Here is a 14,225-nt window from a genome sequence, read left to right on the forward strand (position 1 = left end):
CCCTTTGCCATGACTGATGCATCCCCGAACACCAGTACAACCGGAGACGCCGCGTTCCACGGAACATCCCGGCCTGAAGCCTCCGAGCCTGTAACCTCCGACCCGGAAACCTCCTGGCGCAGCTCGGTGGCCCCGGCCACTGCGACGGATCTGGAAAACCTGCTGGGCACCGGAGTCGGCGCCGCCCAGGAACAACTCGGACGGAACGGCGGGTTCCTGCCTTTTGCGCTCGTGGTGGAGAACGACGGCGAGGTCCGCCTGGTGGCGGTCACGCCGTCGGACGCCCCGGCCGGGTCCGACGCCGACTTTGATGCCGATTCGATGATCAGCGATCTCAGGGAGCTGCTCAAGCAGAACCGGGACGATTTCCGGGCAGCGGCAGTGGTCTGCGACATCACCCTGCTTGAAGAGGACACCGACGCTATCCACGTGGCGACGGAGCACCGGGACGGGGCTGTCTTTTCCGCCGTCCTTCCGTACACGACGGAGGCCGACTCGGGTGAGCTGACTTTCGGACAGCTCGCAGCCGACTCAGATGAACCCACGGTCTGGGTGGACTAGCACCACTCTCTACCCGTCGGGTTAGAACCAGGCCGTCCTGCGCAATGGCGGCTGGTCCCCTCCAGCCTTCTGAACCAGGATCTGGTTTACGCCGGTGGTGCCGTCCTCAAAGCCGAGGGCACTTGCGGCCATGTACAGCCGCCAAACCCGTGCGCGTCCTGCCCCGCCGGCCTCTACCGCTTCATCCCAGTGATCTTCGAGGTTCCGCACCCACGCTCGGAGCGTCAGCGCATAATGCCGGCGGAGGGCTTCAACGTCCAGCACCTCCAGGCGGGCCGCCTCAAGGGCCGTGACCATCTCGCCCAAGCTAAGCATCTCGCCGTCGGGGAAAACGTAGCGGGGAATGAAGGAGTCAGGGTCCGGATCCGTGGGCCCGGCGTTCCACGAGATGGCGTGGTTGAGGAGCCTGCCGCCGGGGCGCAACAGGTCGCGCAACTGGGACGTGTACCGTGGCATCTGCTCGCTGCCCACATGCTCAGACATTCCAATGGAGCTGATGGCGTCAAACGGACCATCGTTGACGTCGCGGTAGTCCTGGATCCTGATCTCCACTCTGTCGGTCAGCCCGGCTTCAGCCACCCGCTTGCTGGCCAATGCCGCCTGTTCTGCCGAAAGGGTGACCCCGACGACGTCGACCCCGTAACGCTGGGCGGCATGGAGGGCGAAGCTGCCCCAGCCGCAACCCACGTCCAGCACGCGCATGCCTGGTTGCAGGCCCAGCTTGCGGCAGACAAGATCGAGTTTGGCCTCTTGGGCGGCGTCAAGGCCGGTCTGCTCGTTCTCCCATACCGCGCACGAGTAGACAAGTGACGGACCGAGCACCAAGGCGTAGAAATCATTGCCGACGTCGTAGTGGTGGGAAATCGCCGCGGCGTCCCTTTTTTTTGAGTGCCGACGGCCGTGGCGGCCGACATTCGCTTCTTCCGGGGGCGGCGCCGGATTGGGCCCCAGAGCACCCAGCCGGACCGCCGTCCTGACCAGCTTCAGGACTTCACGAGCCGTCAATGAGCGGGCAGGGGCACCCTCGGCAAACTTCGCGATGGAATTCAAAGCGGCAAAGGACTCAAAGATGTCACCGGGTGCATCAATGTCGCCGGAAACGTAGGCGCGGCTCAATCCGAGCTGCCCCGGGGCCCACAGTATCCGTCGCAGGGCCCGCCTGGATCGGAAGATTACCAATGGAGCCTCAGGCGGGCCTGCCTGTGAACCGTCCCACGCCTGTACACGAACCGGGATGTCCTCGGCTCCCAAGACAATAGCCAGTGCTTGCGCGAGCCGTTGTGCCACACCCGTAGTTTTCGTCATCTGCATTGCCTCTCTCCCCATGCCATGGCCTGAACTCCAACCTACTCCCCAGAGGTATCAACGTGAGGTGACCGCGGCGGAAGACACGCCCGGTCGCATCATGTGCGAATCGACGTGCGCAATCAGCGTCTAGTCGGACCGCGGGGCAGGGCGTAGCTCCGCGTGCACCTCGCCCGCTGCCCAAAGGCGGACCATCGCACTGAACAGTTCTTCGTTTTCAACATTCCAGACGTGATGCATTCCCGGCGCGATCCTGAACACTGCGTGCGGCAGCAGGGAGCCCAAGCCCGCGAAGGAAGCAGACACAATTGCCGGCTCCTTCTCCCCTGCCACGGCCAGCAGACGGCCAGGGAAGAATGCCAGTTCTTCAGGGACTGCGCCCGCATACACCTCCCGGAGCATCCGTTCCGCATTGGAACGCCGGACCGACAACCCATGACGGACGTATAACTCCACGGAATCTTTCGGCAAACGGAACGCCTTTGTTTGTCCCCGCCAGAACCAGGCCCTCTCCCAGAACGCGAACTGCAGGGCTGCAAGCCATCGGGTAGGCCCCCGGACCTCTGCCATCACCGCTCCGCTAACCAGCACGGAAGACGCAATTTCGGGGTGCCTGGCGATGAGGTGGAGAGCGACGACGGCCCCCATGGACAGCCCCACGACGTGAACCGGCCCTGGTTCTGCCTGCTCGGCGATGAAGGCGGCCACTGCGTCCGCTGTCCCTGCCAGGTCTGTCCATTCCTCTGCCACCCTGCCTCCAAAACCAGGCAGGTCAGGGGTGAGGATCCAGTAGTCACGAAGTGCTTTTACCTGCGGGTCCCACATCCAGTTGGCGACGTTTCCGCCGTGCAGGAACACAATGGTCCCGCCGGTCGGAGCCCCGGCATCTGCTGTGCGGGGATGGACCTCGGGGTAAGTATCTGCCTGCGCACTCATACCAGTTCCTTTTCGATGTCCTGCAGCCATTCGAGTTCTGCTTTCAAGTGCCGGATCCCGTTCCTCAAGGTGGCAAGCTGAAAGTAGAGCGCCTCCCCCGGCGTAGCGGCACGGCTTGCAGCCAGCTGCTCCTGCAGCGAGGCAAGATAGCTGAGGGCAGCCTCCCGACGGCGGTCAAACAGATTGTGCAACTGCTTCTCATCGAGCTGGGCGGCGAAAAACACCCGCCCAAGGAAGGCATTCCGTTCAGCGTCCGGTGCCGGATCAGTTTCGAGCCACTCAAGGAGCGCCGCCCTCCCACGCTCAGTGATCCTGTGCACCTGTTTGGACGGAAGACCATCTTGCTGCACGGTTTCCGCGCTGCAGAACCCATCTTTGACCAGCGCTGTCAGAGTCCTGTAAATCTGCGCCTTATCGGCGGACCAGAAGTGGTTCACGGTCGCGTCAAAATGCTTCTTGAGTTCGTAGCCCGTCATGGGCGCGAGGCTGAGCAAGCCCAGAATCAGGCGGGAAAGTGTCATAACCTATGGTGACATATCTACTAGTAGATTTGTCAACTACTAGGCTTAGGAGTGGCTATGCCTGCCCTCCAAACTCCCCAAGGGAAACAGTTCAGGCTCCGAGCGGGATCCGCCGACAGGGGCCCCAAAACCGGCTTAAATACAGCGGCTCCGCACCTTTCCAAAGAAAGGTGCGGAGCCGCCGTCGTAATCAAAGCCTCCTTCTGGATCCACGCTGCCGAAGGGCCCCAATCGAGTTGCGAGATTGGGGAGGCAATGGGGACTAGCTGAGACGGGCCTTAAGGCGGGCCAGTTCAGCCTGGAGCGCATCCGGCAGCGAGCCACCGAAGTTGGCGTACCACTCCTCGATGGAGGCCAGCTCGGTTGCCCACTCCTGCGGGTCCACGCGAACGGCTTCTTCCACCTGGGCAGGGGTCATATCCAGGCCGGTCAGATCAATCGAATCCCCGGTGGGGACGAACCCGATGGGGGTTTCGACGGCGGCCGCCTTACCCTCGAGGCGCTCCATGGCCCACTTGAGGACACGGGCGTTGTCCCCGAAACCGGGCCAGGCGAATCCGCCTTCCGGCGTGCGACGGAACCAGTTGACCAGGAAGATCTTGGGAAGCCGCGCCGGGTTCGCCTTGGCCGAAAGGTTGACCCAGTGGTTGAGGTAGTCACCGGCGTCATACCCGATAAACGGAAGCATGGCCATCGGGTCGCGCCGCACAACGCCTACGGCACCCGCGGCTGCCGCCGTGGTTTCCGAGGAGAGGGTGGAGCCCATGAAAATTCCGTTGGACCAGTCAAAGGACTCGGTGACCAGGGGAATAGTCGTCTTGCGGCGTCCGCCGAACAGGATCGCTGAAAGCTCGACGCCGTCCGGGTTGTTGTACTCCTCGGCCAGCATGTCGATCTGGTCGATGGGCGTGCAGAAACGCGAGTTGGGGTGAGCCGCGGGCCGGTCCGAGTCCGGCGTCCACGAGTTCCCCTGCCAGTCCGTGAGGTGGGCAGGAACGTCATCGGTCATGCCCTCCCACCAGACTCCGCCATCGTCGGTCAGTGCGACGTTGGTGAAGATGCTGTTGCCCTTGGCGATGGCGCGCATGGCGTTGGGGTTGGTGCCCCAGCCGGTTCCGGGAGCTACGCCGAAAAGGCCGGCTTCCGGATTGACGGCGCGCAGTTCGCCTTCCTTGCCAAACCGCATCCAGGTGATGTCGTCACCAAGCGTTTCGACTTTCCACCCATCAATGGTGGGATCAAGGAGGGCAAGGTTTGTTTTGCCGCAGGCGGACGGGAAGGCCGCCGAGACATAGTACGTTTTCTGCTCAGGTGAGGTCAGCTTGAGGATAAGCATGTGCTCAGCCAGCCAGCCCTCATCGCGGGCCATGACTGAAGCTATGCGCAGTGCGTAGCATTTCTTGCCCAGCAGGGCGTTGCCCCCGTAGCCGGAACCGAACGACCAGATGGAGCGCTCTTCGGGGAAGTGCACAATCCACTTGTCAGGGTTGCAGGGCCAGGCAACGTCGGCCTGGCCGGGGGCGAGAGGTGCGCCGAGGGAGTGGAGGGCCGGAACGAAAAAGGCGTTGTTTGCCGTAATACGGTCCAGGACCTCGGTGCCGATGCGGGCCATGATGCGCATTGAGGCGACAACGTAGGCGCTATCGGTAATCTCGACACCGAACTTGGGGTCCTCGGCATCGAGGTGTCCCATGACGAAGGGAATGACGTACATGGTGCGGCCGCGCATGGAACCAGCGAAGAGGCCGCGGAGCTTCTCCTTCATCTCATCCGGGGCCATCCAGTTATTGGTGAAGCCGGCGTCGCGCTTGTTCTGCGAGCAGATGAAGGTCTGCTCCTCGACGCGTGCAACATCCGCAGGATCGGAGAAAGCTGCAAACGAGTTGGGGAACAAATCCTGGTTGAGGCGGGTCAGAGTGCCGGCAGCGACGAGTTCCTCGGTGAGCCTGGTATTTTCCTCTTCGGAGCCATCGACCCAGTGGATGCGGGCAGGCTGGGTAAGTTCAGCAACCTCCTCGACCCACGCCAGCAGGCCGGCATGTGTGGTTGGTGCTTTCTCAAGCAGCGGCAGTCGCGCCAGATCGCCCATTGCGGTTCCCTTCCTCGGGTTCAGTGGTGTGTCCTAAATGCTAGGTGTCCAACCGCCTGTAAATTTCGCCCCGAACGCAGGGTCGAACATAGGTGCCTATGGAAAAACCGCGTGAACTCAATGAAGAGCGCTATCAAAATGCTGGTTTTTTGTGAGTAAGCTCACATAGACCGGTCTAGTCGCGCAGATTACATGCGTTTCGATTTGGAAGTACGGCCGGATCTCGCGTAAAGTAATTCGAGGTTCGGCAGAGAGCGAAGTTCTCCAAGAGCCGCGAATGCGCCCATAGCTCAGCTGGATAGAGCGTCTGTCTACGGAACAGAAGGTCAGGGGTTCGAATCCCTTTGGGCGCACGATACACGAAATCCGCACCGGTTCGCCGGTGCGGATTTTTTTGTGTGCTGCATCAGGAGCGCCGCTGCAGAATCATGGGGCCGCGCTTGGCCTCAGCCACGCCTGGACTCCCCGATAACGCTCTGTCGCCCTCCAATAAGCAGCTGAGGCCCCGTTTGTTCCCCCGTTTGTCACGGAGTCGGGAGCGTCATTCCGGCACCCTTCCAGCAACGGCCCCGACGGTCCGGTGCAGCATCTCCCCTACGCCGGCGTCCACAGGCATGTCATTAGTGTCCCAAGTGTGAGCTAAAGCTATATACCGGTCTAGGCCTCAGTGTAATGCCTCGTCATGATCGCCTTGACGATAGTCTTTCGCCGCCTTCAGACACACCCTCGTCCCGGGCGTAGTCTGGAGCAATGATGGCGCAAAACGTACGGGAGTTCGATGTCATTGTTATCGGGGCGGGGGCAGCCGGGGAAAACGTCGCGGACCGTGCCGTACAAGGAGGGCTCACCACCGTGCTGGTCGAAGCCGAGCTCGTGGGTGGCGAATGCTCCTACTGGGCTTGCATTCCCTCCAAGGCATTGATCCGCTCGGGAACAGCGCTTCATGGCGCCCAGACAGTTCCGGGGGCTGAGGAGGCAGTCACCAGAACCCTCGACGCCGCTGCCGTCCTCAAGCGCCGGGACTACTTCACCGCCAACTGGCAGGACAACGGTCAGGTCAAATGGGTGGACGATTCGGGTATTGAACTGATTCGCGGCCACGGCTGGATCACGGGTCCACGCAGCGTTGAGGTAGCAGGACTCGACGGCGTCAGCCACCTGCTCACAGCCCGCGAGGCAGTTGTCCTCGCCACAGGATCCTCGCCTCACACTCCTCCGCTCGAAGGCCTGGGCGACCTGGACTACTGGACCACCCGGGAGGCAACCTCCGCCCAGGCGATTCCGAAAACCCTGGGGGTCCTGGGCGGCGGCGTGGCCGGGACTGAACTCGCGCAGGCCTTCGCCAGGCTGGGATCTTCAGTCACTGTGGTTGCCCGTGGCACCCTGCTGGGCAGCTTCCCCCGGGAAGCTGCCGAACTGGCAGCTTCCGGCCTCCGTGCTGACGGCGTCGAACTTCGCCTCCATACGAAAACCGTCAGCGTTACCGGCAACGACGACGGTTCAGTGACCCTTCTCCTTGACGACGGCACCACGGCTACCGTGGAAAAGCTTCTGGTCGCGACAGGCCGCCGCCCAGCCCTCGAGGGACTGGGGCTGGAAAGCATCGGGCTTGAACCGGACGGACATGGCACCCTGCAGCTCAGCACTGATGCCAGCGGGCTGGTGGAGCATCCGACCAACAATGGCGGATCCGGCCCTTGGCTGTATGCCGTGGGTGATGCCGCAGGTGCCGTGATGTTGACGCACCAAGGCAAGTACGAGGCCAGGGCAACCGGTGACGCCATTGCGGCCCGGGCCAAGGGCGAGCTGGAAGGAAGTCCGGCCCCCTGGAGCCGTTTTGCCCAGACCGCCAACGAGCACGCGGTCCCGACTGTAGTGTTTACAGACCCCGAACTGGCATCGGTGGGAAGGTCCGTGGCCCGCGCGGAAAAGGATGGATACCGGGTCTCTTCAGTAGAGCTGCCAATCCTTGTTGCGGGGTCTGCTCTCCATTCAGAACGCTATGAGGGATGGGCCCAGCTAGTGATCGATGAGGACCGGCAAGTCATCCTTGGCGCTACGTTCGCTGGACCCGACGTTTCGGAACTCCTCCACGCCGCCACCATCGCCATTGTCGGTGAAGTTCCCTTGGACCGGCTCTGGCATGCCGTGCCGTCATATCCAACGATCGGCGAGGTCTGGCTGCGTCTGCTGGAGAAGTACGGTCTCTGAAGCAGGAGCTCTAACTCTCAAACTCCTGCAAGCGGCGTTCCCCGGTGGTCGTTAGCTGCACGGCGCGGCTAGCCGTCCCAGGCATTCCTTCCAGGTGCTATCCGTTGAGGGGCCGGAGCGCCGACTCCACGAGGACGAGTTTGGGCCCGTACTTGGCATCCATTTCGTTTTGAAGGGCGCCGTCGTCATAGAAAACATTGAGGATGAGGTATCCATTCGCGGTCCAGGAAACCAGGATGGACGACTCATGGGAGCTGTAAATTTCGGCTCGAATCAGTTCGAGCTGCACCTCGCTCCCTGGTCCGGCAGACTCCTCCCATAGTTTGGGTCTGGTAGGACCAGGCGGGTCGTGGAGCGACAGTGGGACCGGATCTTTTGTCTGGGTGAAGTGGACCCCATCCCACGTCCCGGCCACCACATACGAGCCCCACGTGTAGCCGGAAGCGGTCTCCTCGTCGTTCACCTTCGACCAATCCCAATTCGCCAGAGCGGGACCGCTACATTGCGGCGGATACGACTCCGCAATGAAGCCCAGACAGAGCTGCGGCGGTTCGGCCCCCTTCTGCAGAACCATTCCCTGCCCCTGGAGTTCCCCTGCCACCGGAAGCGGCGCGGTGGTACCCGCTGGATCTCCAACCGACGCCGCCGGAGTGGCACAGCCGCTCACCAGGAGCGTTCCGAGAGCGATAGCGCCCCACTTCCGGAACCAAGGTGCGGCAGTCATGAGTAACTCACGCTCAGCAACAACGCCTTGAGCTGGGAGTACTGTTCACTGCCCATCCAGGCCTTGGCCGCCTCCCGGCTGGGGAAGGCCAGGTGCGGCGGCGGGTTGAAGATGGCCCCGGCCATGGCGCCCCCGTTTCCCATCACAAGCAACCCGCAGCCGGAAGTCACTTCTCCCTCGTCAAAGTTGCTGGATCTGCTGAGCGACATGCTGTACCAGTCTTCACCCCCGACGTTTTCCACCTTGAACCCGAACCAGGGGGTAGTGCCGTCAGCTTGACGCATGTCGGGAGCATTTGCCTTGTCCAGCACCGTGCGGTGGACGGGTCCACCCGCACATCCGATCCCGTCTGCGCCGCTTGAGACCCGGAGGAGATCATTGCCTGTGCCGTCGGAGACGATCGCCTCAACAGGCTGCCATGGAGGACCGTCCCGGCCTGGCCCGCGCTCGGTTCTGACGGACCAGCCGGCCGGGTAGGAGAAGGAGATGTGCCCATCCGGGAAGGTGAAGGACTGCAACGAGGGCTCCACAGGCGCCACCGGCTCCACGGGCACCACCGGCTCCACGGGAGCAGGCGCTTGAGGCGCTGGAACTGCTGAAGGTGCAGCGGACAACAGGGGCTCCGGGCCAGCGGGAGCAACAGTGGCTGACATCGTAGGTTCCCCGGTTGCAGTGGAGGTCACCCCGGGAGCCTCACTTCCGGCATCTGCGATCTCAACTCCCCTCTGCGGACCGCAGGCGGAAAGGGTAAGGCTGATGGCGAGACCGACCATGGTTACTGCTCCAAGAAAGCCGAGTTTAGATGTCATTTTTTATGATCCCCCAAAGGTGTGCGTTGACTGCGGAGCTCCCTGCCCCGCTTGACCTTTAAGTGTCCAGGTGAGGCCTGTTGGTTACAGGCCGGATCCGAAAACATCCGGGAGTTCGCTTAGTTGAACTGACTGGTCAGTTCAACTAAGCTTGGAGCAGATTCCGTCCTTGAAAGGTCCTCATGCTCTCCGTAGAAAACCTCCGTGTCCAGGGCCGCAGGGAGGACCTTCTGCCCGCCACCTCCCTTCAGGGCCGGCGAGGTGAGCTCCTGCTGGTCACTGGTGAACGCCAGGACCAGCGGACAACTTTGGCCCTAAGCCTGAGCGCACGAATGAAGGCAACGGCAGGCTCCGTCAGCTGGGATGGCGCCAGCAAGACGAAGAAACTCCGGATCGCGAGCGCACTGGTGGACTCCCCCGGAGTCAATGAACCCGAACAGCACCTGACCGTCCGTGATCTCGTCACCGAGGACCTTGCCCTGATTCCACGCCGGTACCGCGGGGCTTTGCTCAGCAGGCCCTGGTTGAAGATCAATCGCTTCGAGGACATCGCCGAATTGTGGACTGAGCAGCTTCCACCGCTGCGACGGGTTGAACTGCTGACCGCTCTGGCCCTCGCCAACCCCGATACGGACCTTTTGGTGGTGGACTCCCCCGACCGCCACAGTGCAGACCCGGGAGGCTGGCTTTCGACGTTGGAGGAACTGGCGCACGACGGCGGGCGGCCGCTCGCCGTCGTCGCCACCGTCAGCACGCTCCCGGACGGCTGGACGGGACCTTCAGCGGTCATCGGTAACGACATCCTCGAGAAGGAGAACTCCAAGTGACTGTGCTTCGGCTGGCCCGTTCCGAACTCAAACGCATGACCGGCGGGCTGCTGCCGAAACTAACCCTTCTCGCCCTGATCATGGTGCCACTGCTCTACGGCGCGGTGTACCTCTACGCGAACTGGGATCCCTACAGCAATCTGGACCAGATCGATGCTGCCCTGGTGGTGGCGGACACGGGAGCCATGTCAGGCAACGGCACAGAGCTGCAGGCGGGGAAGGAAGTGGCCGATAGCCTGGTCAAGGGCCATGTGTTTAACTGGGAAAACGTCAGCAGCAGCGATGAAGCCGATCAGGGCGTCGCAAGCGGCAAGTACGCCTTCGCCCTGAAGATTCCAAAGGACTTCTCGGCCAACCTCACGTCCCCTGGCCGTTTTGATGCCGCCAGCCAAGCCATGCTGAACGTGACCACCAACGACGCCAATAACTACCTCCTCAGCACCATCGTGGACAAGCTGACCACCTCCGTTCACGCCTCGGTTGCCCAGGAAGTGGGCGAGGAAACCGCCAATCAGCTCCTCACCGGCTTCGGGATCATCCACACCCAGGTCACCAAGGCGGCAACGGGAGCCGGACAACTCTCCGGCGGAGTGAGCCAGCTCCGTGACGGGACGGTGACGCTCCATACGGGGACGAGCCAGCTCAGCCAAGGTGTTGCTGAGCTCTACGTCGGCCAGCTGAAACTTAGCGACGGCGCCAATCAGCTCGCGGCCGCAGCAGGACAGCTCGACGGCGGGCTGCAGCAGCTGAAGGACAAGACGGCCACCTTAACCACCGATTCTCAACGGCTGGCCGACGGCGCAGCGCAGGTGGCCGCGGGAAATGCCGCCCTGAACACCAAAGTCCAGGACGCCGTCGGCCAGCTGACTGCAGCGGATCAGGGCTTGCGGGAACGCCTAGTGGCTTCCAACGCCAAGCTGGTGGAGACGGGCGTGCTCAGCCAGGAACAGGCCAACAAGGTCCTGGCAGACTTCGAAGCTGCCGCTGCTTCCGGCCCGGTGGCAGATGCCACATCAAAGATTCAGGCGGACGCTGCGCAAATCCAGCAGCTGGCGGACGGATCTGCCGCCGTCAGCGACGGGGCTTCCAAGCTTGCCGCCGCCGCCCCTGCCCTGACCGACGGAATAGCCAAGGCATCGACGGGAGCCGATCAGCTGGCATCGGGTTCAACTGCCCTGGCTGCGGGACAGCAGACCGCCTTGGACGGAGCGGCCCGTTTGTCCACGGGAGCACAGGAGCTCGATTCCGGCGCGGCCAAGCTTGAAAGCGGCGCGGGAACAGCAGCCGACGGCGCCACCACCTTGGCCGACGAGCTCGCCAAAGGCGGGGGGCAGGTCCCCAATCCCGATGACTCCCAGAAGAGCAGCCTGTCCAAGGTCATTGCGGATCCGGTTGCGGTAAGCAGCGTCTCCCAGGCCAAGGCCATTTCCTATGGTGCGGGGCTGGCTCCGTTCTTCCTCACGCTTGCTTTGTGGATCGGCATTTTTATGCTGGTCCAAGCCATGCGTCCCATCACCCAGCGGGCACTGGCTTCCAACGCCCCTGCCTGGAAAATCGCCGTCGGCGGCTGGTTGCCGTTCCTCACGGTTTCCGTGTTGCAGGCGAGTTTGCTCACTCTGGTGGTGGACGTCGGGCTGGGACTGAACCCTGCCCATCCGGTTCTGATGTGGCTGTTTATGCTGGCGGCCGCCATGGCGTTCAGCTCCCTCATCCAGGGCATCGTGGCGCTGCTCGGCTCCCCGGGAAAGCTGGTGGTACTCATCCTGCTGGTGCTTCAGCTGGTCTCGTCCGGCGGCACCTTCCCCTGGCAGACCACGCCGCAGCCCCTCCATGTTGTGCACGACGTCCTGCCCATGGGCTACGTGGTGACCGGGATGCGCCACTTGATCTACGGGGCCGACCTCTCGCTGATCCTTCCGACGGTAACGGGTCTCCTTGGCTACACTGTGCTGGGGGCCGTGCTGTCCACGCTGGCAGTCCGCAAGCACAAGTTCTGGACCCTGAAGTCGCTGAAGCCGGAGATTGCAATATGAGCACGCAGGAAGCCGGAGAGCGGAAGTTGCGCCCCGGCAGGACCAATGCCACGAGACAAAAGTTGTTCGAGGCTTCAATGGAACTGATCGGCGAGCGCGGAGCGGCCGGCGTCACGGTGGATGAGATAGCAGCTGCAGCAGGCGTTTCTAAAGGGACGGTGTACTACAACTTCGGCAGCAAGTCCGATCTCATTGCCCAGCTGCTGCGCCATGGTGTGGACATCCTGCTGACACGGCTGTTGAGTGCGCAGGACAATTCGGCGGACCCGCTCGAAGCGATGGAACAGATGATCGGCCAAGCCATGGACTTTATGGCGGAGTATCCTTCGTTTGCCAGGCTCTGGGTCAGTGAAAACTGGCGGACACCCAGTGTTTGGCAGGACACCTTTGCTGAACTCCGCGCCGTCTTGCTGGAGGTCATCGGGGCGGCGATTGAAAGGGTGGCTGCTGCGTACCCTGTGGACACGTCAATCTCCCGCGGAAGCCTGGAAACTGCGATTTTTGGCGCCTGCTTTGTGGTGGGCCTGGATCGGCAGACGTACCACCTGGAACGGACCAGGGAACAAAGCATTGCGGCGATCATGGCAATTATGCGCGGCTATGTCCTGAAATAGCCCACCCTTCGGGGAAGATGGGCACCATGGGGAGCAGTGGGAGGACAGCGATCGGCGCGGCCTTCGCCGCCGTCGGCCTGCTGGTCCTGACTGCCATCACGCTCGAAGAAGCGGTCCTCTTCGCCTTCCTCGGAGCAGTGGCGCTGGGTTACCTGGCGTCTGTGGTCCAGGTGGTCACCCGCGGGCGGAACCTGGCCCTGCTGGCGGGAGGCATCGGGACGAGCCTGTTCATCGGCTTCGCGATCGCCTTCCTGCGGATGTGGGGACTGGCTTTCAACCAGGATGCGGCGGCACTTGGTACCGCCGTCACCACCCAGGATTCGGACATCTATTTCTACTTGGCCGCTGTATCCGGCTCGGGAACATTGCTGGTGCTCTTTGCCGGAGCAGTGTGGCCTTCAGGCAAAAGGCTTCCGTCCGCCCGCAAGTCATCTCCGTCCTCGCGCAGGAAGCCCGTTTCGGCCTCCCGGCGTCCCGTCTCGACGTCGTCCGCCTCCAAACGGCCCGCTTCCTCGCCGTCAACCGCGCGGCCACGGAGCTCCTCAGCGGCGTCCAAACGCGCACCAGCCGCATCCAAACCCAAGCCTCCAGCCAAGGGCGCCGGGGCAGCGAAGGCCACGTCCCGCCGCTGAGCGTGCCAGCGGCGCTGCCCGGGCGTGATCAGCGGCCCCACTGGTCCCAGGACAGCGGTGGCCACCCCTCCCAGCAGGAGCACCCCACCAGCCACTTCAGCGGGAGACGGCACTTCGTTCAGGACCAGCCACGCAGTGCTCATGCCCGCTACCGGGACCAGGAGCGTGAAGGGAACTACGGCCGACGACGGGTACATGCTCAGCAGCCGGTTCCAGATTCCGAAGCCCACCAGAGAGGCAAACACCGCGGTGTAGATGGCGCTCAGCACTGTGGCAGGCTGGAGATTGGCGAGCGTCCCAATCACCGCATCGGATCCGTCCACAAAGAGGGACAGGCCGGCAAGCGGCACCGGCACTAAAGCTCCCGACCACACCACCAGGCCCAGCCCCGAGGTGGCCTTCGCCTTCCGCACGATCACGTTGCCGACAGCCCACGACAGGGCAGCGGCGAGCACGATGATAAACGGCAGGACAGGCGCCACCATGCTGCGGCCCGCCGCCACTACGGCCAGCCCTGCGATGCCCAGGACGACGCCGGTAAGTTGGCGGCCGCTGGGCCGCTCCCCCAGGAACCCGGCCGCGATCAGCACCGTGAGCAGCACCTGGGCCTGCAGTACCAGCGATGCCAACCCTGCCGGCATACCCAGCGCCATGCCCACATACAAGAGGGCGAATTGCCCCGTACTCATAAACAGCCCGACGCCGAGGATTACGGTCCAGCTGACGTCGGGTTTGCGGATGAAGAAGATGCACGGGAGAACAACGAGAACGAAACGCATCGCCACGAACAGCAGCGGGGGCACGTCGCCGGCACCCTCGGGGTGCAGGCCAAGATCGATCGCTACAAAATTGACGCCCCACAGGACGGCAACGAGGACGGCCAGCACGCTATGACGTATGTTCACGCTCCCACTGTGCCAGTTGGAAGCCGAATATCACGCGAGGTAATGCTGATCCTGGGGC

General features: G+C 62.9%; 13 protein-coding genes and 1 tRNA gene. 6 read left to right on the forward strand and 8 right to left on the reverse strand.

Annotation, left to right across the window (positions count from 1 at the left end):
* The first annotated feature begins 9 nt into the window (after nucleotides 1-9).
* Nucleotides 10-561, forward strand: coding sequence for a hypothetical protein (locus M1E05_RS17755; RefSeq protein WP_461163746.1), 552 nt, complete (start codon nucleotides 10-12; stop codon nucleotides 559-561).
* Nucleotides 562-582: 21 nt separating this feature from the next.
* Here M1E05_RS17755 and M1E05_RS17760 read toward each other — a convergent pair whose 3' ends face one another.
* From M1E05_RS17760 to M1E05_RS17775, 4 genes are all read right to left on the reverse strand, one after another.
* Nucleotides 583-1,866, reverse strand: coding sequence for a class I SAM-dependent methyltransferase (locus M1E05_RS17760; RefSeq protein WP_461163747.1), 1,284 nt, complete (start codon nucleotides 1,864-1,866; stop codon nucleotides 583-585).
* Between the two features lie 129 nt (nucleotides 1,867-1,995).
* A complete protein-coding gene (locus tag M1E05_RS17765; protein WP_461163748.1) occupies nucleotides 1,996-2,802 on the reverse strand; it encodes an alpha/beta fold hydrolase in 807 nt (268 codons plus the stop codon).
* Nucleotides 2,799-3,323, reverse strand: a complete 525-nt coding sequence (locus M1E05_RS17770) for a PadR family transcriptional regulator (protein WP_461163749.1) — start codon at nucleotides 3,321-3,323, stop codon at nucleotides 2,799-2,801. Before M1E05_RS17770 ends, M1E05_RS17765 begins: the two co-directional genes overlap by 4 nt.
* Before the next feature lie 262 nt (nucleotides 3,324-3,585).
* Nucleotides 3,586-5,412 carry a phosphoenolpyruvate carboxykinase (GTP) gene (locus M1E05_RS17775; RefSeq protein WP_458113249.1) on the reverse strand — a complete coding sequence of 609 codons (1,827 nt, stop codon included), beginning with the start codon at nucleotides 5,410-5,412 and terminating at the stop codon, nucleotides 3,586-3,588.
* 279 nt (nucleotides 5,413-5,691) lie between these two features.
* Here M1E05_RS17775 and M1E05_RS17780 point away from each other — a divergent pair.
* Nucleotides 5,692-5,765 (forward strand) — tRNA-Arg (locus M1E05_RS17780).
* A gap of 397 nt (nucleotides 5,766-6,162) precedes the next feature.
* A complete protein-coding gene (locus M1E05_RS17785; protein ID WP_461163750.1) occupies nucleotides 6,163-7,623 on the forward strand; it encodes a dihydrolipoyl dehydrogenase family protein in 1,461 nt (486 codons plus the stop codon).
* A gap of 97 nt (nucleotides 7,624-7,720) precedes the next feature.
* Here the strand turns inward: M1E05_RS17785 and M1E05_RS17790 are convergent, their stop codons facing one another.
* Together M1E05_RS17790 and M1E05_RS17795 are read right to left on the reverse strand one after the other, a co-directional pair.
* The gene (locus tag M1E05_RS17790; RefSeq protein WP_461163751.1) at nucleotides 7,721-8,347 is read right to left on the reverse strand and encodes a hypothetical protein; all 627 of its coding nucleotides are present in this window, start codon (nucleotides 8,345-8,347) and stop codon (nucleotides 7,721-7,723) included.
* On the reverse strand, nucleotides 8,344-9,156 hold the full coding sequence (locus tag M1E05_RS17795; protein WP_461163752.1) for a hypothetical protein: 813 nt from the start codon (nucleotides 9,154-9,156) through the stop codon (nucleotides 8,344-8,346). The genes M1E05_RS17790 and M1E05_RS17795 overlap by 4 nt, the downstream gene beginning before the upstream one ends.
* A gap of 182 nt (nucleotides 9,157-9,338) precedes the next feature.
* Here M1E05_RS17795 and M1E05_RS17800 point away from each other — a divergent pair, with 182 nt between their 5' ends.
* The 3 genes from M1E05_RS17800 to M1E05_RS17810 are packed head-to-tail and all read left to right on the forward strand — an operon-like array spanning nucleotide 9,339 to nucleotide 12,630.
* Entirely contained in the window at nucleotides 9,339-9,983 is a 645-nt protein-coding gene (locus M1E05_RS17800) for an ABC transporter ATP-binding protein (RefSeq protein WP_461163753.1), read from the forward strand.
* Nucleotides 9,980-12,016: a YhgE/Pip family protein gene (locus M1E05_RS17805; protein ID WP_461163754.1), complete on the forward strand. Its 2,037-nt coding sequence runs from the start codon at nucleotides 9,980-9,982 to the stop codon at nucleotides 12,014-12,016. The genes M1E05_RS17800 and M1E05_RS17805 overlap by 4 nt, the downstream gene beginning before the upstream one ends.
* Entirely contained in the window at nucleotides 12,013-12,630 is a 618-nt protein-coding gene (locus tag M1E05_RS17810; protein ID WP_461163755.1) for a TetR/AcrR family transcriptional regulator, read from the forward strand. Before M1E05_RS17805 ends, M1E05_RS17810 begins: the two co-directional genes overlap by 4 nt.
* A 148-nt stretch (nucleotides 12,631-12,778) precedes the next feature.
* On the opposite strand, the gene M1E05_RS17815 is transcribed toward M1E05_RS17810, so the two are convergent.
* Together M1E05_RS17815 and M1E05_RS17820 are read right to left on the reverse strand one after the other, a co-directional pair.
* Complete coding sequence (locus M1E05_RS17815) at nucleotides 12,779-12,958, reverse strand: hypothetical protein (RefSeq protein WP_458113242.1); 180 nt, start codon at nucleotides 12,956-12,958, stop codon at nucleotides 12,779-12,781.
* A gap of 6 nt (nucleotides 12,959-12,964) precedes the next feature.
* Nucleotides 12,965-14,167: an EamA family transporter gene (locus tag M1E05_RS17820; RefSeq protein WP_461163756.1), complete on the reverse strand. Its 1,203-nt coding sequence runs from the start codon at nucleotides 14,165-14,167 to the stop codon at nucleotides 12,965-12,967.
* Between the last annotated feature and the right edge of the window lie 58 nt (nucleotides 14,168-14,225).

The sequence above is a fragment of the Arthrobacter sp. R4-81 genome, from assembly GCF_054792365.1.